Raw genomic sequence first — 17,904 nt, forward strand, 5'->3', positions numbered from 1 at the left:
CATGGAAGTACCGAAATCATACAGATTCAACAAAAAATCGTTAAAAGGAGTTTTCGTATGTATTCCGATTTAAAACCGAAGACGCGCGGGATAAAGACCAGGACCTTATGGATACTCGCCGTCATTGGACTCATCGTCTTTATTTTACTCCAGATTGTCCCGACTACCGCTTCCGAAACGCTGCAGGTCGAACAATCGACTCAGCTAATCACGAAGGAGCAGGCAAAGGAAGCCGCCGTCAAATTCGCGGAATCGACGCTCGGATTAACCGGTCCCTTCAACGATGCCCTGGTTACTTACGAGACGCGCGCTGATGTATACGGGTATTTGACCCGGGAAGGTTTAATGGAAGATTACCTTAAAAAGTATGAAAAGCAGTTCCCCTACGACATCTTTCAAGTCCGCATCAATAAGCCAGGCGGGCTGCTCAAAGCCGTAACGGTAGATATCCATATGACCACGGGCAAGGCGGTCGGCTTTAAAGAATACCCCGAAACCGGGTTTCCGGACATCGAGGGATTGGGCGGCGGTTCATCCGAAGCTGATGCCGCTACCTCGGGAGTGCAGGACCTATCGTGGGAAGAAAAGCTGGCGTTAGCCCAACCTTACTTGAAGTCGCTTGGTTACAGCGAAGATATGCAATCTTCCGTGGGCGAAACACCGGATGGTCTGTCTTTAACGCTGGTGGGATATGAAGCGGGGAAATCGAATGCCCAAATCGATATTCATTATTTCGAAGGCCAGGTCTCCGAAATCGATAGTTACTTCTCCGTGCCGCAAAGCCATACCGATTATGTAAAAAGCCAAACCACGCTCGCCAACTGGCTGACCTATGTAGGATATGCCCTATTGACTTTTGTGCTGGGAATTCTCGCGATCGTGTACAGCGCCATGACAAGAGTACATACTTCGTTCAAGCGGGGAATCGTGCTCGCCTCCCTGTACTTCATCATTTCCATGGGTTCTGCGCTTAATATGATGCCTTATTTTGAAAAAGAAGGCTTAAGCGGTGCAATGCTGATCTTCGGGCTTGTATTTCAGGGCGTCGTCACGCTGATTCTGGCCGCCTCCGTCTATTTCTCCCTCGTCGGAGGCGATGGACTCTGGCGCAAGCAGGGGATTAATCTCTGGGCCCGGGCCAAGGAACAGGGTTATGGACGGCATGTAGTAAAATCGATGGCGGACGGATACGCCTGGGCACTTATTCTGCTTGGAGTTCAGTCCGTGATCTTCTTCATTCTGGAAAGAACGATCCACACCTGGTCGACCACGGATGCCTCCCAATCACCGTATAACATGCTCTATCCTGCGCTGCTCCCGCTGCTTGCCTGGGTGGCAGGGATCGGGGAAGAGGCCGTATACCGGCTGTTCGGGATTCCGATGCTGAAGAAAATGTTCCGCAGCACGCTCGTCGCAAGTATCATCACGACGCTGATCTGGGCGTTCGGCCATACGTTGTATCCGATCTACCCGGTCATCTCCCGTCCGATCGAGCTGCTCATTATCGGCCTGTTGTTCAGCTATATTTTCCTGCGCTACGGTTTTATTGCGGTCCTGTTCTCGCACGTCATCTTCGACAGCATCTTAATGTCGCTGAGCATTATGTTTACAGGTGGAACGCTGAATATCACGGCAGGCATTTTCTATATCGTGTTACCGGCGATTGTTGCCTTCGTCATCTACTTGTTCAATCCACCGGGTAAGGAACGCCCTTCAGCACCATTGCCAAAAAAAGAGGAGCCGTTGTTCACGACTCCTCATCATCCCGAAGGGCATCTATAATTTGTTTGGCTAGCTTGTCGCCAATGGAAAGGGGCCGGAAGTCTTCGACTGAGGCCTCTTTCATTTTTTTGAGCGAACCGAAGTGCTTCAGCAGCGCCTTACGACGCTTCTCCCCGATGCCCGGAATCGCATCCAGGCGCGAAGCCACCATCGATTTCGCCCGCTGCTCGCGATGGAACGAAATCGCAAACCGGTGAACCTCGTCCTGAATTCGCTGGAGCAAATAAAACTCCTGGCTGTCGCGAGGCAAATGAACCGGCTCGGGCGGATCGCCCACCATCAGCTGCGCAGTCCGGTGCTTGGCATCCTTGACCAAGCCGCCCACCGGAATGAATAGACCGAGCTCGTTCTCCAGTACGTCGATTGCAGCCGAAATCTGCCCTTTGCCGCCGTCGACGATGATCAGATCAGGCTGAGGCAAGTTCTCCTTCAGCACGCGCTCGTATCTGCGGCGGATGACCTCGCGCATCGTTTCATAATCGTCCGGACCCTGAACGGTCCGGACTTTGTATTTCCGGTAATCCTTCTTGGCCGGTTTGCCGTCGATGAACACAACCATCGCCGAGACCGGATTCGTCCCCTGGATGTTGGAGTTATCAAACGCTTCGATCCGGGATACCCGATCCAGTCCGATCGAACGGCCCAGGTTCTCCGCGGCTCCCCGAGTCCGTTCCTCATCCCGCTCGATCAGGCGGAATTTCTCGTCAAGCGCCACGCGCGCATTCTCCTCAGCCATCGTCACCATCTGACGCTTAAGGCCGCGCTGCGGCACCAGCGTCTTCACGCCGAGCCACTCATGAAGCGCCGAAGCCCCGCTTGCCGCGTCGAGCGCCTCGCTGACGCCTTCGGTTGCGGCAGATGAGGCTTTGGCCGCCTCCGGCTCGCCTGGGGCTTCCTCGCCCTGTCCAGGCTCCTCAGCCATGCCGGGGAGCAAAATCTCTTTCGGCAATGCCGGGTTATCGCTGTAATATTGAGTCACGTAAGACAGAAAGTCACTGTAGGCATCCCCGTAAAAAGGAAAGACCGAGGCATGCCGTTCAATCATTTTACCCTGACGCATATACAGGATCTGAACGCACATCCAGCCTTTGTCCACCGCGTAACCGAATACGTCCCGGTCCTTGGCGTCCGCCGTCGTAATCTTCTGCTTTTCCATGAGCGCATCGATGTTGATGATCTGGTCTCTTAGTTCCTTGGCGCGCTCAAAATACAGGTCTTCCGCGGCCTCCTGCATCTTCCGCTGCAGTTCCTTCTTAATCTCTTCATGTCCGCCGCTGAGGAAAGAAGTGATTTCCTGCGTCATCTGCTCATAGGCGGATTGCGGCACTTCCTTTACGCACGGAGCCAGGCATTGGCCCATATGATAATACAGGCATACCTCCTTGGGCATCACATTGCATTTGCGCAGCGGATACATGCGATCGAGCAGTTTTTTGGTCTGCTGCGCGGCATAGGCGTTAGGATACGGACCGAAATATTTGGCTTTATCCTTCAGCAGGCGGCGGGTCACCTCAAGGCGCGGATGGGGCTCATTCGTGATTTTAATGTAAGGAAAGGTTTTGTCGTCCTTCAGCAGCACGTTGAAACGCGGATAATGCGTTTTGATTAAATTACACTCCAGAATGAGTGCTTCCATGTTGCTGCCTGTCACGATATATTCAAAATCCCGGATCTCCGATACCAGGCGTTGAGTTTTTCCGTCATGGCTTCCGGTAAAATAGGAGCGGACCCGGTTCTTCAGGATTTTCGCTTTGCCGACATAAATAATCTTGCCGTCTTTATTCTTCATCAGGTAACAGCCCGGCAAATCCGGCAGCAGCGCCAATTTGTGGCGGATCGCCTCCATTGCCTTTTCCTGTTCCTGAATGTCGTTCGTTATGGAATCCATGCTACAAGCCTCCTCCCCCACATGGAATAGCTTCCGCTTTTACGCAGAAAACGCCCCCGGACATGCCGGAGGCGTAAACCAGGCCGTATTGAAGCAATTGGACCTTATTGATGTTTAGCAAGAATGTTCTTCAAGTTTTCTTTGGAGTTCAAGCCTACAACTTTATCCACCGGTTGACCGTCTTTGAAGAAGATCAGGGTAGGAATGCTCATTACGCCGAAACGGGAAGCCGATTCCGGGTTTTCGTCCACGTTCACTTTAGCGATTTTCACGGAATCGCCTACTTCGTTTGCCAGATCTTCCAGAATAGGAGCGATCATTTTGCAAGGTCCGCACCAAGGTGCCCAGAAATCAACGAGAACCGTGCCTTGACCTTCAACTTCATTATTAAAAGTTTGATCGGATACATTAACAATTGCCATGAATAATCTCCTCCTTATATTTGTGCCCAGTCTGCAAAATCCTTGCCGGGACAGGTTTTAAGATATTTTTATGAATCATGACATCGCCGTAGCGACGTGTTGTCAATTATACCACATTTTTTTAGTAAAAGAAAAATCGTAATGAATACGCCTTCTTTACAAATTTCAGGGCGATTGGTTATACTAATAATAACCCAAAAACGAATTGTCTATGATGTTTATTATTGACAACGAGTTTATTTTGCGAGGAGGCCCTGTCTTCATGGATGCAAACACACATGTGACCGACCCCCGGGAGCATATTAACGAAGAACCCCGTAACGATTTATTTGATCTGATGAACGGATTTTTCGGCATGCTCACGTTTATGGCAGTTATTTTCTTCGGAATGGTAATCGTAAAATTTATCGCCGGCTAAGAACGTCGGTAAGTTGTATTTACGACAAAAAGTCGGGTAAGGGATCATCCCCTGCCCGACTTTTTTGTTTATGTTTACACTATACCCGACCGCGCTTGTTGCTGCCGCCAACGGGGACCACATCCACGAACGGAGCGATCCGGTCCATCAGCCGCTGTCCCTTATGCATTTCCTCGCCGTCTTTGCTTGTGAAGCTAAGATGCTTCTCCAGTACGTTCAAGGAATAATTCGAGGTATAAAATGTAGGTTTGCGGTTCATCCGGTAGTTCAAGATCGATCCCAAAACATGGTCACGGGCCCACGGATTCAAATTCTCCGCTCCGATATCGTCAAAGATGAGCAGGTCCGCCTGCTTCATAATTTCGGTCATTTCCTTCAGCTTCTGGCTGTCCTGCATCATCGATTTCAGGTCTTCCACGAATTCCGGCATGTATACGATAACCCCGGAGTATCCTTCCTTGGCAAGTTCATGCAACAGATAGCTCATCAAAAATGTCTTACCTGTTCCGAAATGTCCTTCAAGATAGAGTCCACGGGTTTGGAGACCCGACTCCTTGGTCTCATTGATATATCGGAATACCTGGCTCACGGCCGGAGCCCGGACACTATCCTTCGACATGATCTCAACTTCATCATATCCCTGCTCCAGAGCCCGTTCGTCTACATAAAAGCTATGGATCCGCTTCTTGATGGACAGTTCCCGCTCAAAACGCAGCTGCTTGGGGCAAGGCACCTGGCGGTCAATAAGCTGGGTTCCCGCTCCAGAATCCTCCACCGTCAGCTTCGTGAAATGTCCGGGGAAATCATTCGGGCATTGGTCCAAACCCGGGCAGTTCGCGCAATGCCGGCTGTCATTAACGTATTGATACAGCTTCGCCATACCCCGAAGCAGATGTTCTTCGCCAAGCTCCGGGTGGCGGATGCATAGATCGCGTACCAGCGGTTCATTCAACAACCTGGCCTTCAATTCTTCCGAACGCCGCCGAAGCTGCGGGCTTTTCATTTGCGACATCAATTCCCCAAGGGACTCCATTCTTTATTCACCTTCTTACTTAAGTCTTATCCTTTTTTCTTGCTGGCCTTCATCCGCTCGGCCATTTTAAGCAATTCGGCGAATTCCTCTTCCGAGACGCCCTGCTCTCCGCCCGAGCTCTGTACAATCGGAATTTCCGGTTTTGGCTTGGCGGTCCGGCCGCCATAGGTTCTTCCCCGCCCGTTTCCTGCCGCGGGTGACGTCTGCGCTGCCGTCTTCTCCTTCACCTTGGCTTGATCGCGAATATACTGAACCGCTTTTTCATACGTATTAATCTGCTTCATCAGCATATTCGACGCTATCGCGTCCACGAAATTACGGTTGATGCGCTGTTCACCGCCCGATGTCAGCAAGGCCATCAAGTAATGGATCAGCACGTTGATGACTTCGCCGGGCAGCTTATAATTCAAATCTATTTTCTCAAAAATATCGAGCAGATTATCAGGCACCGCTCCCGGGAAAAACGTCTTTAACAACCGGGTGTACGGCTCGTTCCGCAGCATCATATTGTATTGATGCACATCGCATTTATTAATAAATTGAGGCGGCACCTCGACGTAATATTCCATCTGAACGGCGACTTCCTCCTGATGGCTTCCGGCTTCTTGGGCGTTCTCTTCCCCTCGAATCGAAACCACCTTGGCGTAAGCGACTTCCCGCTCTTCCCGGCGCCGTTTCCCCTGTCTGAAATGAAGATTGGCTTTGTGCTGCAGCTCATCGAGGAGCAGCGTTCCGCCGGAATCGAACACGCCGTCTTCGTCCAATAACCGGCATAAATCCTGCACGGAAAGATCGTATTTGCGGACGACATAATTGGCGATTCCCATCCCCTCCGGGTCAAACCGCAGCTTCTCCACGAAGGCCCGGTTCACGGATTCCCGCGGGAAACGGACAATAATATCGGCATAATTCAGCGCTTCCTCTTCTTCAACCAGTTTCATTCCCGGCTGTCTGGCAATGGAAGTCTCGGCAATCGCCTGCTCCAATTCATAATCGATAGAATGCGTATTAAGCTCGAAGATTTCGTAAAATGGCACCGATATATTCTCTTTATTATAAGTCAAGCCATACATATCCCCAGGCTCCATGCAAAAAAAGCGTTCCCGCAGCGACAACACCGCAAACTTGCCGATTTTATCGCGAAGCAGCAGCGTTAAGTGCTGAGTGCGGAAAAACTCGGCCGGAGACAGCGGCGGTTGAAGTTCATATTCATACAAATAATCGTCGCCATCCGGTATGTATAACCGGCTTGTCTGCAGCAATCCGACGGCTTCCAGTTTGGACGCCTGTTCTATCAGGATCGCCCGCCCTTTCTCGCTAGGTTCAAGCCCCATCGTCAAAAACAGACCCCGCTGCTGCTCAATAGCCGAATAACCCACCTGATCCAGCGCCACTTGATCCGCAAGCAGCCGATACAGTGACACAGCAAGAGCTCCGACCATAGGCTGGTAGATCAACCCTAGCATTTTGTCATCCACGGGACTGAGAGAGAAGTCACGGTATACGCAATAACGGTGATTTTCAGTATAATGCAGCATGTTGTTCATGCGCACGGCTTCATCGCTCCTTCCCTAACACGTTCATTTAGACTTTCTATATTCTATCATAAATCCCTTCGCCCCGAATCGTTAAAACCTTACAAAAAACGCTAAATATTTCCCCTCCCGAGGCTCTATCTATATTTCTCGGCTTATTTGCCCAATTCCCTTATTTCGTATCGACCCAAAAAAGAAAAACGGAGACCCCCTATCAAGTAGGACGATCTCCATTCTTCAATTTTGTGTTACGCACCCTAATATATTTAACCGTTATGCTCTAAATACCCCCGATAATCCCCTTTAAAAAAACTGCGGACAACTTCGATCGGAATTCCCGACTCCTTGGCCATAATAAGCAAGCTTACCCATTCCGGATCCACTTCCATGCCATACTCTTCATCCATGAAGACCTGGGCGGACTTTTCCAACTACATTCTCCCCCTAAGTAATCTTGATATATCCCAGGCAGTCCGGCCATCCTAGTATTTCTACCTTAGATCCGAAACTTTGCGCCCTTGCCTTTCAGCAAGTTTGCCCCTTACTGGCATCACCCGAATTAAGTAACCAAGTTAGCAAAGACAATGAAGATTTGAATTCATTATATAAGAATCTTCCTAAAAACACTGTCGTTGTAGGTAAAAAGAAAAATGGATTTTTAATATACTTGTTAGCTTATTTTGTTAGAAGATCAGTAATTTTCACGAAAGGGGTCTAATAACCGAAGCGGAGTCTTTGGTCGTTCTCAATAAAGAATAAAATTGCTAATAATTAACGATTTCCTAAGAAAAATCGTGATTTAATTAGCAAACTGTTCGTTATAAGGAACTTTTGCTTGAATATCCAAGTTTCCATTTGGGCGCAAATTGAATATATTCGAGTTGCTTGATGGTTCGTTATAACGAACAACTTACAGAACATCGTGACTACGAAAGGTAAATGGAAAGGAGGCCTTTGTCTGCGAAGAACCAGATCCGGATCCATTCGGAAAACCAGGAGAATACAGCGGAAACGATATATGTTAAAAACGGTTCAATCCAGCATGGCACTATCCACTTTATTATTTTACGCTTCGCAGCAGGTCGGTACCACGTACGGTGAATTCAACAGCTTCAAGGAGGACTTGACGGGAATTCAGGCCTGCGAAATATTTCCGGAGAAAATCGAAAGCTTACTGACGGATTTAAATAACTCTCTGCAGCAAGCTTCAGATTATAAAAGAAGTCTACAGTCAGTTTCAGTAACCTATGCAACTTATGAAGAGACATGGAGCGCATGGGCACCGAGGAACCACACCGTCACCAGTTCGACTTACGGCGAAGATGAACCCGCAGACTCTGCAGGATCAGACCTGGAAACGGCCGCAGGCGACATATCGGGACAGATTGATAAATTATCTGATCAACTTAAGAACCTTCAGCTTATTTATGACAGTAACCGGATCGCATGGGATCATTTATCCGAAGAAATGGCGGCCAGCTCGGCGATCGCCCTCGATTTGCTCCAGCATATTCAATTGTCCCAGCCCAATTGTGTTGAAATCAAGCAGGCTTCGCTTCTAAGCAGTATCGGCAACCGGTTAAATCAATCACAATTTCTATCCGATTCCCTTCGAGACTCACTCAATAGCATTCTTGTATTCTTACAAAAAATATATGATACAGGACTCGAGCTCGACCGACTTCCCTATCAATCCAGCAATCGAATCGAAGGGATTTATATATTCGAGGGATATGCCGCCAGTGGAGATCCCGTGAGTCAGGAACTGCTGTCTTATTACAACGGGCTGCAACAGTCTTTGTCATCCTCAATAACCAATCTGTCATCTGACATCCTCAAATTGGAGGGTTTACGGGAAACCCTGCTCGAAGCCGCAGAGGCACAACGACTGGCTGAAGAAGAAAGGATGAAGCAGTTTGAGTTAGAACAAGCAAAACGATTGGAGCAAGAACAACAGGAGCTACAGGAGCTACAAGAGCAACAGGAGCTACAAGAGCAACAAGAGCTACAAGAGCTACAAGAGCTACAAGAGCTACAAGAGCTACAAGAGCAAGAGCTGTCGCAGGCACCGGAAGAGCAACAACCTGAGCAACCTGCTGGCATTGAATCCGGCAATGCCGGAACGCCACCGGACGAGGAAAGTCCTTCAGAAACTAAAGACGGAAGCGGGCCTTTTGCCGCCCCTGAAGATACAGATTCGAATCAAACAGATACAGGAGTCGATGCAAATGATTTATAAAAGAATACTAGGCCAAGGTCTAACGTTTATCATGGTGCTTCTATTTATCATAGTTGCAGGGTCAGTCATTCTGTCCAAAATTTCAGGCGGTACACCGACCTTTTACGGTTACCAGCTAAAAAGTGTTCTTTCCGGTTCAATGGAACCGGTAATCCATACAGGATCTATCGTAGCGATAAAACCCGGAGGAGATACCTCAGGATTCAAAAAGGGAGATATCATCACATTTCATGCTGACGAGAATCGGTTGATTACCCACCGCATCGTAGAGGTTGTTAGAAATGAGCAGACCAACCAGGTAATCTACCGGACCAAAGGCGACAGCAACGACGCCCCGGATATAGAACCCGTCCTATCGGCAAATGTCGTGGGCCGCTACACCGGCTTCACAATCCCTTACGTCGGCTATATTTTAAGCTTTGCCGGGACGAAACTCGGAAACGTCACCCTCTTGATCGTACCCGGGCTGATGTTATTCATCTATGCCGTCATCTCCCTCTGGAAGACCATCTCGTCGTTGGAGGAGAAAAAACAAGGGTCCTCCATAGAAGAAGCTAATCCGAAAACGACTTAACTCAACTGCGGTTGTTCTCCTTATGATTTTCATAGGGATGCAATATAAAAATTATTGAGAAATCGGGAGGAATTTGTTCATGGGAATCAAGAAAACTTTGGGCTTTGGCGTAGTAACCGCAGCACTCGGCTTAACCTTGATCGGAGGAGGGACGTTCGCTTACTTTAGCGACTCCGTAGAAACCACCGGAACTTTTGCGGCGGGCACTCTGGATCTGAATGCCGATCCGACAGCCATTATCGACGTTGGCAATTTAAAGCCTGGAGACTTTGCAATCCGTACTTTTAAGCTGAAAAATAACGGCTCCCTGGACATCGGAAAAGTAAATCTGGCTACTTCTTATACAGTAACTAATCGTGCGGGCGCTCCTGCAAATACCGACGATTTCGGCAAACACATTAAAGTTAAATTTTTGACGAATATCGATAAAGATGAGACCGTCATATATGAAACTACGTTATCCGCTCTGCAAAGCCTCTCCCCGGATGCGGTAGAAAACACCTGGCTGGGCTGGTTTGAAGAACGCGGCGGACTCCGGGCCGGAGACTCAGACAACCTGATTGTTAAATTTGAATTCGTGGACAATAATGAGGACCAAAACCAATTCCAAGGCGATTCCCTGAATCTCAAATGGACTTTCACAGCTAAACAAGGTAAAGGCGTAGCTAAATAATTTCCACGCTTCGGTCTACTTAACAAGAACACCGTATCCCCCGTTTGCCGGTGGTTGCGGTGTTCTTTTCTATCCCGGAATGGGGCTTGTCTCCTTTGTTCAATACTGCATTTTTTGGTATAATGACTAAAAATATTATTTATAGAAGGGCGACGGCTACATGGCAGACCATATTGGGGAACGCATCCGAAAAATCAGGCAAGATCGTGGCTTTTCCTTGTCAGAGCTAGCCGATACGGCGGAAGTCGCCAAATCATATTTGAGCAATGTTGAACGGGGAATCCAATCCAATCCTTCGATCTCATTCCTACAAAAAGTGTCCGATGCCTTAAATGTTTCTATCAACTTGCTACTATATGGAGATCGTCCTTCAGACTCGAACCTCGACCCGGAATGGGCGTCGCTGGTTCAAGAAGCCATGTCCTCCGGCATAAGCAAGAAGGAATTTCGGGATTTCTTGGAATATCAAAAGTGGAAACTGGGGCAAAAGGATTGATCGGCTCCAGCATGCGAAAGCCCCAGGCAACAAGGCCTGGGGCTTTCTTCATTTCTTTAACTTTTCCATCTCCATCAAAACATCTTATAGCCGCCGATCCGCAGCTTGCGAATCGTCCAACCGCTTAATATCGCTCCTGCGAGCCCCGCAAGCGCCGTCAGGTAGTCAACAACCCGGAAGGAGGCCAAGTAGGCGCCGAAGCCTTGGTCATGGTCCCACAAGCTGTATACGACGATCGGCAAGATGACGATAATAAAAATGTAAGCTGGAAACCAGGTTGTCTTCATAAGCATATTAAGAATAAATCCGATGCCGAACATCATGACAAAAAACAGAACCATCAGCACCAAAACGATGAGCCATCCCAACCCAAACTCCACCCTTCATTAGTCACACTATAATTAATATCACAAGATCAAGAACTAGTAGATAGTTTACTAAAAAAAATGTTGCGAATCAATGAACTTTCACCGAAAGCAGGGGAATTCCGTTTGCTCCCTGGCTCAACGTTGGGATACAATAAGAGAAGCGCATCCTGCGGGCTGCGGAGAACGGACAATAACTATGATAATTTGGGAGTGATCATAAATGAATGAAGCGGCATTAACCCTGGAAGGATGGTACGCCCTGCATGATTTCCGGTCCATTAACTGGACGGCATGGAAAGCGGCGGACGACGAGGAGCGCGCGGGCTGTTTGGAAGAACTGCATAATTTTTTGCAGGAATGGAGCCTGGCGGAGCAAAATAAAACCGGAAGCACGGCGGTTTACTCCATCGTAGGACAAAAAGCCGATTTCGTGTTCATGCATTTGCGCGAAACGCTTGAGGAATTGAATGCTCTGGAGAATGCCTTTAACAAAACGACTTTTGCACAGTATACAACCAAAGCTTATTCTTACGTCAGCATTGTCGAATTGAGCAATTACATGGCTTCGGGCGACGGAGATCCAAAAGCCAACCCTGAAGTGATGGCGCGGTTACAGCCGATCCTGCCGAAATCGAAATACATTTGCTTCTATCCGATGAACAAAAAACGCGATCTTGACGACAACTGGTACATGCTATCGATGGAAGAGCGCCGCGGAATGATGCGCAGCCACGGCATGATCGGTCGCGGATATGCCGGCAAAGTAAAACAGATCATTACCGGCTCCGTCGGCCTCGATGATTGGGAATGGGGCGTTACTCTGTTCTCCGACGATGCTTTGCAGTTCAAGAAGCTGGTTTATGAAATGCGCTTTGACGAAGTCAGCGCCCGTTTCGGAGAATTCGGTTCCTTCTACGTCGGCAACCTGCTGAATGAGCAGTTGTTTGAGGACATGCTTAAACTATAACACGCTTACCATAGCCGCCCGGCATGCCCGGGCGGTATTTTTAACATTAAAGAAAGTTTAAGACTTTGAGGAAGGTAGCCATTTTTATTGTTGCCTGACTAAGGTGTCTGAGCAGACTGAGTTACTGAGAAGACTGAGTTGTTACGCTGAAGATACTGACCGTACTCACTAATGGCGGCATAGTCTCGTGCTGCGCTTTCTGGCGTAAGGTAACAGCCGATTCCGATTCTAACGGACGTGAGAGACGTTAAACCTCCCGAAAATGGGGATTTACGATTTTAACGGACACCAGAGACCTTATTCGTGTGAAACTTCAAAGAAAATAGAAATTTTGGGGCTAATAAGGTCTCCTGTGTCCGTTAGATTGCTTAGGCCGCAATAAACAGCTAGTTAAGGTCTCCTATGTCCGTTAAAAAATACACGCATCCCATCACGCCTCATCACATCACCCGCATTGCTAATTTCTCATCATCACATCATTACATCGCTCACATCGCCTTCTCGTTCTCATCGTCCTCATTTGCTTAACATCCCTCCTCACTCCCGACCTCTTACCTCAAACCAATGGATCATCAGTCCACCATTCATCCTACCGGCACGGGCGCAGATTTGACAGAAACGGCTTTCCATTCGGTAGAAATCCAATCGCTATAAGGCGATAATGCTGAGCGCTCCCCAATTTTCAATCTAAAAAAGACCGCCCCCGCCGGGACGATCTCACATTATTTAATACATCAGTCTTCTTCTTGCTGTTCCCGCAGCGATTCCAGGAATTCCGCCGTAGCACGGTCGCGGTCCCTGCTCTTCTCCTTGAGGCGCTCGATGGCCGGGAGGATCAGAATATCGACTTCCTTTTGAACCGTATAGGCCAAGTCGTATTGCTGCTGGGATTCAAGATAGGAACCGACCTCCATCAGGCCGTTGTACCGGTCGAGCTCCTCCCGGGTCAGCAGTCCCCGGACTTGAACGCTGCAGTGGCGCATCTTACAGGAATCTGCCTTTCTTCAAGACGAGCGGAATCCCGCCGATGGTAAACAGGTAACGAATATCGACCATCTTTTTGAGCTGAGCGGCCACCCAGCCTTTATACTTCTTGCCGAAGGCTGTCGCCACGGCTTCCCCTTTACCCAAAGAAGCAACCGTCCCCTTGTTGCTGAAGACGAATTTCTTAAGCTCTTTGCCGCGGATCGAAGCCACCACGTTTTGCGCACAGGTTACCCCTTGCTGCATGGCGATTTGTGCGGTCGGAGGATACGGACGGCCTTCCGGGTTAAACATCAGCGAGTTGTCCCCGATGATAAACACATGATCATGGCCAGGAGCGCGCAGGAAGTCATCAATCTTGACGCGCCCTCTTGCCGTTTCGAAGCCGGCCGCTTCAATGAGCCGGTTCCCGCGGATACCGCCTGTCCAGACGACTGTCGCGGACTTGATCTCTTCACCGGTAGCCAGCAGAACGCCATCCGGCGTGCACTCTTTGATCGCTACGCCGATTTTGAACTGAACGCCTTTTTTGACCAGGACGTCCATGGCATACTCGACCAATTCCGGATCAAAGCCCGGAAGCGCGGACGGTGCAGCTTCTACATTATATACATTCACCATGTTCGGATCGACATCATATTCTTTGCATAGATAAGGAATACGGTCGGCCAGCTCGGCGACGAATTCAATGCCGCTGAAGCCTGCGCCGCCCACAACGAAATTAAGACGGTCCGTACGGCTTTCGTCCGCCTTAAACAACGCAAACTGATATTCGATATGCTGACGGATCAAACGTACCGAGTTGATGCTGCGGATCGTCATGGCATATTCCGACAAGCCGGGAATACCGAACGATTCAGGTTCTCCGCCGAGAGCGATAATCAGGTAGTCGTAGGATAGGGTTCCGTCCTGGAGAACGACTTTTTTGTCCGAGAGACGGATCTCTTGGACATTCGATTTAACGAGGTCGATTTTGAATTCATCGATCAATTTAGAGATCGGAACGCGTGTATGTTCTATGGAATCGGTTCCGGCCGCCGGCATATGCAGGTGCGTGGTGAAGTAATGATAATCATGCCGGTTCACCAGGGTAACGTCTGCTTCATTGTAATTTAATTCTTTTTGCAGCCGTTGCGCAGTCAAAATACCGCCATATCCCGCTCCAAGAATGACGATTTTAGGTATGGTACTCATCAGGCTTGTTCTCCTTCCGGGGGTTGAAGCTCTATATTTTATATAAAACCAAAAACTCTAATGTGAAATTATACACATAAAAAAATAGTCTCTGGTGATAACCCATTTTGCTATTGTGCGACATTTGTCACATTTATTTTAAACCGTTACGGAATAATTATCAAAAATAATACACACCATTTTGTAAATGTACTCTTTTCGTCACAAATCTGTGTACATACATTTGAATAATATCGGCTTTTGTTTAAAAGATCAAGTCTTATTTTACGCTGTTTCCCGGCGTTTTGCAGGCCTTTCTGACGTCAAATTCGACAATTTTTGGTCTGCTTTGCAAGGCCCTGATGGGATAGATATAATAAAGTAGAAATGACAATATAAAGTTTTTGAAATTAACCGGAGGTGTTTGCCTGTGTCATCCCAACCTGCAAGCGGCGAATTTACCGACCTGCTCATTATCGGAGGCGGGCCGGCAGGCATGTTTGCCGCTTTTTACGGCGGAATGCGAAAAGCGTCCGTTAAATTAATCGAAAGCATGCCTCAGCTGGGAGGGCAGGTTGCCGCCCTTTACCCAGAGAAATATATTTACGATATCGCCGGTTTCCCTAAGATTACCGGACAGGAACTGGTCAACAACTTGCACGAGCAGCTTAAGCTGTTTAACCCGGACATCCGTCTGGAAGAAAAGGTGCTGCAGATCGAGAAGAAAGACGAGCGCCATTTTATCGTAACGACCGACAAAGAAGTCCATCATGCCCGCGCCCTGATCATTACGGCCGGGGTCGGCGCATTCGAACCGCGCCGTCTGGAACTTGATAACGCGGCCCATTTCGAGAAGAGCAATCTTCATTATTTCGTAAGCGATCTTAGTAAATTCCAAGGCCGCCGCGTTTTGATCAGCGGAGGCGGGGATTCCGCGGTAGACTGGGCACTCATGCTTGAACCGATTGCCGATCAGGTCACGCTCATTCACCGCCGCGATAAATTCCGCGCCCATGAACATAGCGTGGAGAACTTAATGGCTTCCAGCGTGCAAGTAATTACACCGACAGAAATTAGCGCTTTGCATGGGGAAGACAAGATTGAGCGCGTCACCCTTTCGCATTGCAAAACACAGGAAACTCAGGAGATCGAAGTCGATGACGTCATCGTCAACTTCGGATTCGTTTCCTCCCTCGGACCGATTGCGGAATGGGGGCTGGACATCAACTCCAATGCGATTGTGGTCGATTCACGCATGGAGAGCTCCATTCCGGGAATTTTTGCAGCCGGCGATATTACCACTTATCCCGGCAAGCTCGATCTCATCGCCGTCGGATTCGGCGAAGCACCGACCGCTGTCAACAACGCGAAGGTGTATATTGACCCGGACGCCAAATTGTCGCCTGGTCACAGCAGCAACATGAAGATATAGCTACATGAGATGAAACAAAAAGGGGTATCTTAACTTTACGCAGGAAATACTTGCTGTAAAGGAGAGATACCCTTTGTCTTATATATGCCCGCTATGCAACGGAATGGCTAACTTGTCAGCGACCTGTCCCGATTGCGGTCACGGTCTGGAAAACGCCGGTAAGAAGGAGGACTATGCCGGACCTTACAGCCCTTACGGCTCGGCAGACCAGTATACCTCCGCCTATTCCGCTCAAGCTCCTTCAGGTTGCGAACATGTTGTAATGTGTTCGCATTGCCATGAAGCCTATATTTATCATGTCAACGCTTGGAAAGCGCCTTAACGTTAGCTTGTCCATCACAAATCGACAGTTACTCTCTTAATGCAATAAGGGTGAAACAGTCATTAGCTCGCGTCTATGGATCTCTGCCAACAGCAGTGCGATGAACTCCCGGTCCAATTGAAGCGAAGTAGCCATATGATAGGATTCAAGCAGCATCTCATCTGTCAACATCGCCATTGATAACACATCCCTTCTATATTTTTCCTCATCATATCAAGAAATTCCCAGTAGAACAAGCGTTCCTGTTATCCACAAAAGGCTGTGGAAATCCTGTGAATAACATGTTAGTAAGAAAGCTCATTCATTGTAGAATAAGATAGGATAATGTGGATAAAAGTTATTCACAGGATATTTCCGCCCTTTTTCCGACCAATTTTTTTTTGTAAAAAGCTTAATTTTTATAACTTATTAACCCTAGGAACCTGGAAATAAACCATTTTCAGGGAATTTTTTACTGCGGCCGCGTGTTCACTTCAAATATCCACACCTTCCCGCTTCGATCAATCCCGTAATCAAACCCCAGTTGATCGATGCCCGGAAACGCGGATTCAAGGATCCCGATACAGGTGTTCGTGAGGTTCCGCATCTCCTGTCGTTTTTGTCGCGCTGCCCCTTTTCTGCGAAGAGAGAGAACTAAACCTTGTTTGGCAGTTAATAAGCTCCCTCCCTTACACAAGTTCGTGACAAACAATCCAGGACGGGCCAGTCTCCCTACCATCGCGCGGTAAACCCAGGCTCCATTCTGCTTAACGACTTTTACCCGGTAGTCAATCGGACGGCCCCCAATTCTGGCCAGATGAATACCTTGCTGAATCATATATTTCCGGCCTACTTTCACCCGGTTTAACGCTTGGAACATTGCATCGAAGCTGCGGAACGCTTTCTGGGCGGACATGTTAGTGAAGGCGTATACCCCTCGGGAGTAGGTCACTTTTATAACGCCGTAGCCCCCGCCGCCTCTAAGCGGCTTGATGACCACCATGCCAAATTGATGCAGCATGCTCCTTAACGATTCTGCACTGTACATTCGGGTTTGCGGTATGTGGGCGGCCACGTCCGCGTTGCGTAGTAGCGCTTCCGTTTTCAGCCATTTGTTGGCCAGTTGTCTTCCCGCCATGACACCATCCCCTTTCCGTTATAAGTTATTCATACTCAAACCGGGTCTGGTGTTCCTGTATGTTTGTCCAAGGCGTATGCCTGTTTTACGATCATTATCGCTTCTTTGCAAAATGAATAATTTAACGTATAGTAGGGGCTAACGAGATTTTTTGCAGAGGGGGATTCCTTGCATTATGGAAGATAAGACGATGGAGAAACTGTTCGAAATTCTATACTGGTTCGCCATGATTGCCATGTCTCTTATGCTGGCAGCGATCACAGTGATGTTGTTCATTACGGGACTCAAGTTCGCCAAGGGATCCCGCAAAGGGCTGGGCGCCGGATGCATCGCGTTCTCGCTGGTGGCCGCCGTTATGGTATTTTTTATGGTAGAAAGGCAGTTCTTCTAAACCCGTTAAACGGTGGGATTCATAGCCTTCGGCAACCCGAAGGAATATGAATTCTTTTTATTTAAGAGGATTTTAAAGGCTTTTTTTGAA

20 protein-coding genes and 1 riboswitch are annotated in these 17,904 nt (G+C 48.5%); of the genes, 10 read left to right on the top strand and 10 right to left on the bottom strand.

Annotation, left to right across the window (positions count from 1 at the left end):
- Positions 1 to 57 precede the first annotated feature (57 nt).
- Complete coding sequence (locus NYE70_RS12220) at positions 58 to 1,782, top strand: CPBP family intramembrane glutamic endopeptidase (RefSeq protein WP_341046195.1); 1,725 nt, start codon at positions 58 to 60, stop codon at positions 1,780 to 1,782.
- Here the strand turns inward: NYE70_RS12220 and uvrC are convergent.
- Together uvrC and trxA are read right to left on the bottom strand one after the other, a co-directional pair.
- Positions 1,748 to 3,670: an excinuclease ABC subunit UvrC gene (gene uvrC, locus NYE70_RS12225; protein ID WP_211023530.1), complete on the bottom strand. Its 1,923-nt coding sequence runs from the start codon at positions 3,668 to 3,670 to the stop codon at positions 1,748 to 1,750. The two genes, NYE70_RS12220 and uvrC, sit on opposite strands and share 35 nt — an antisense overlap.
- 104 nt (positions 3,671 to 3,774) lie before the next feature.
- Positions 3,775 to 4,092 carry a thioredoxin gene (gene trxA, locus NYE70_RS12230; protein ID WP_211023532.1) on the bottom strand — a complete coding sequence of 106 codons (318 nt, stop codon included), beginning with the start codon at positions 4,090 to 4,092 and terminating at the stop codon, positions 3,775 to 3,777.
- 262 nt (positions 4,093 to 4,354) lie between these two features.
- On the opposite strand from trxA, the gene NYE70_RS12235 reads away from it, so the two are divergent.
- The gene (locus NYE70_RS12235; protein ID WP_114496945.1) at positions 4,355 to 4,510 is read left to right on the top strand and encodes a YqzM family protein; all 156 of its coding nucleotides are present in this window, start codon (positions 4,355 to 4,357) and stop codon (positions 4,508 to 4,510) included.
- A gap of 79 nt (positions 4,511 to 4,589) precedes the next feature.
- Here NYE70_RS12235 and dnaI read toward each other — a convergent pair whose 3' ends face one another.
- The 3 genes from dnaI to NYE70_RS12250 all read right to left on the bottom strand — a co-directional run bounded on the left by dnaI (position 4,590) and on the right by NYE70_RS12250 (position 7,509).
- Positions 4,590 to 5,543: a primosomal protein DnaI gene (gene dnaI / locus NYE70_RS12240; protein ID WP_211023534.1), complete on the bottom strand. Its 954-nt coding sequence runs from the start codon at positions 5,541 to 5,543 to the stop codon at positions 4,590 to 4,592.
- A gap of 26 nt (positions 5,544 to 5,569) precedes the next feature.
- A complete protein-coding gene (locus NYE70_RS12245; protein WP_211023537.1) occupies positions 5,570 to 7,096 on the bottom strand; it encodes a DnaD domain protein in 1,527 nt (508 codons plus the stop codon).
- A 248-nt stretch (positions 7,097 to 7,344) separates the two neighbouring features.
- Complete coding sequence (locus NYE70_RS12250) at positions 7,345 to 7,509, bottom strand: hypothetical protein (protein WP_341046198.1); 165 nt, start codon at positions 7,507 to 7,509, stop codon at positions 7,345 to 7,347.
- A gap of 33 nt (positions 7,510 to 7,542) precedes the next feature.
- Positions 7,543 to 7,627, bottom strand: a riboswitch (cyclic di-GMP riboswitch).
- 469 nt (positions 7,628 to 8,096) lie between these two features.
- Here NYE70_RS12250 and NYE70_RS12255 point away from each other — a divergent pair.
- The 4 genes from NYE70_RS12255 (at position 8,097) to NYE70_RS12270 (ending at position 11,060) form a co-directional block, all read left to right on the top strand.
- On the top strand, positions 8,097 to 9,317 hold the full coding sequence (locus NYE70_RS12255) for a hypothetical protein (RefSeq protein WP_341046199.1): 1,221 nt from the start codon (positions 8,097 to 8,099) through the stop codon (positions 9,315 to 9,317).
- Complete coding sequence (gene sipW, locus NYE70_RS12260; RefSeq protein WP_341046200.1) at positions 9,307 to 9,891, top strand: signal peptidase I SipW; 585 nt, start codon at positions 9,307 to 9,309, stop codon at positions 9,889 to 9,891. Before NYE70_RS12255 ends, sipW begins: the two co-directional genes overlap by 11 nt.
- A gap of 79 nt (positions 9,892 to 9,970) precedes the next feature.
- The gene (locus NYE70_RS12265; protein WP_211023545.1) at positions 9,971 to 10,564 is read left to right on the top strand and encodes a TasA family protein; all 594 of its coding nucleotides are present in this window, start codon (positions 9,971 to 9,973) and stop codon (positions 10,562 to 10,564) included.
- A 160-nt stretch (positions 10,565 to 10,724) separates the two neighbouring features.
- The gene (locus NYE70_RS12270; protein WP_290406578.1) at positions 10,725 to 11,060 is read left to right on the top strand and encodes a helix-turn-helix domain-containing protein; all 336 of its coding nucleotides are present in this window, start codon (positions 10,725 to 10,727) and stop codon (positions 11,058 to 11,060) included.
- 74 nt (positions 11,061 to 11,134) lie between these two features.
- On the opposite strand, the gene NYE70_RS12275 is transcribed toward NYE70_RS12270, so the two are convergent.
- Positions 11,135 to 11,428 (bottom strand): YuiB family protein, encoded by a 294-nt coding sequence (locus tag NYE70_RS12275; protein WP_211023549.1) that lies wholly within the window; start codon positions 11,426 to 11,428, stop codon positions 11,135 to 11,137.
- 220 nt (positions 11,429 to 11,648) lie between these two features.
- On the opposite strand from NYE70_RS12275, the gene hemQ reads away from it, so the two are divergent.
- Positions 11,649 to 12,395, top strand: a complete 747-nt coding sequence (hemQ, locus tag NYE70_RS12280) for a hydrogen peroxide-dependent heme synthase (RefSeq protein WP_341046202.1) — start codon at positions 11,649 to 11,651, stop codon at positions 12,393 to 12,395.
- A 734-nt stretch (positions 12,396 to 13,129) separates the two neighbouring features.
- Here hemQ and NYE70_RS12285 read toward each other — a convergent pair.
- Together NYE70_RS12285 and NYE70_RS12290 are read right to left on the bottom strand one after the other, a co-directional pair.
- Entirely contained in the window at positions 13,130 to 13,378 is a 249-nt protein-coding gene (locus tag NYE70_RS12285; RefSeq protein ID WP_341046204.1) for a hypothetical protein, read from the bottom strand.
- A gap of 1 nt (position 13,379) precedes the next feature.
- Positions 13,380 to 14,573, bottom strand: coding sequence for an NAD(P)/FAD-dependent oxidoreductase (locus tag NYE70_RS12290; RefSeq protein WP_211023555.1), 1,194 nt, complete (start codon positions 14,571 to 14,573; stop codon positions 13,380 to 13,382).
- A 409-nt stretch (positions 14,574 to 14,982) separates the two neighbouring features.
- Here NYE70_RS12290 and NYE70_RS12295 point away from each other — a divergent pair, with 409 nt between their 5' ends.
- On the top strand, positions 14,983 to 15,984 hold the full coding sequence (locus tag NYE70_RS12295) for an NAD(P)/FAD-dependent oxidoreductase (RefSeq protein ID WP_211023557.1): 1,002 nt from the start codon (positions 14,983 to 14,985) through the stop codon (positions 15,982 to 15,984).
- Positions 15,985 to 16,057: 73 nt separating this feature from the next.
- Positions 16,058 to 16,306, top strand: a complete 249-nt coding sequence (locus NYE70_RS12300) for a hypothetical protein (RefSeq protein ID WP_211023559.1) — start codon at positions 16,058 to 16,060, stop codon at positions 16,304 to 16,306.
- Between the two features lie 36 nt (positions 16,307 to 16,342).
- Here NYE70_RS12300 and sda read toward each other — a convergent pair whose 3' ends face one another.
- On the bottom strand, positions 16,343 to 16,483 hold the full coding sequence (sda, locus tag NYE70_RS12305; protein ID WP_211023561.1) for a sporulation histidine kinase inhibitor Sda: 141 nt from the start codon (positions 16,481 to 16,483) through the stop codon (positions 16,343 to 16,345).
- Positions 16,484 to 16,757: 274 nt separating this feature from the next.
- Complete coding sequence (locus NYE70_RS12310; protein WP_211023563.1) at positions 16,758 to 17,423, bottom strand: YheC/YheD family protein; 666 nt, start codon at positions 17,421 to 17,423, stop codon at positions 16,758 to 16,760.
- A 175-nt stretch (positions 17,424 to 17,598) separates the two neighbouring features.
- On the opposite strand from NYE70_RS12310, the gene NYE70_RS12315 reads away from it, so the two are divergent.
- Positions 17,599 to 17,814: a hypothetical protein gene (locus NYE70_RS12315; protein ID WP_244861622.1), complete on the top strand. Its 216-nt coding sequence runs from the start codon at positions 17,599 to 17,601 to the stop codon at positions 17,812 to 17,814.
- The last annotated feature ends 90 nt before the right edge of the window (positions 17,815 to 17,904 follow it).

This window comes from Paenibacillus sp. FSL R5-0407 (assembly GCF_038009185.1).
Taxonomy (GTDB): domain Bacteria; phylum Bacillota; class Bacilli; order Paenibacillales; family Paenibacillaceae; genus Fontibacillus; species Fontibacillus vini.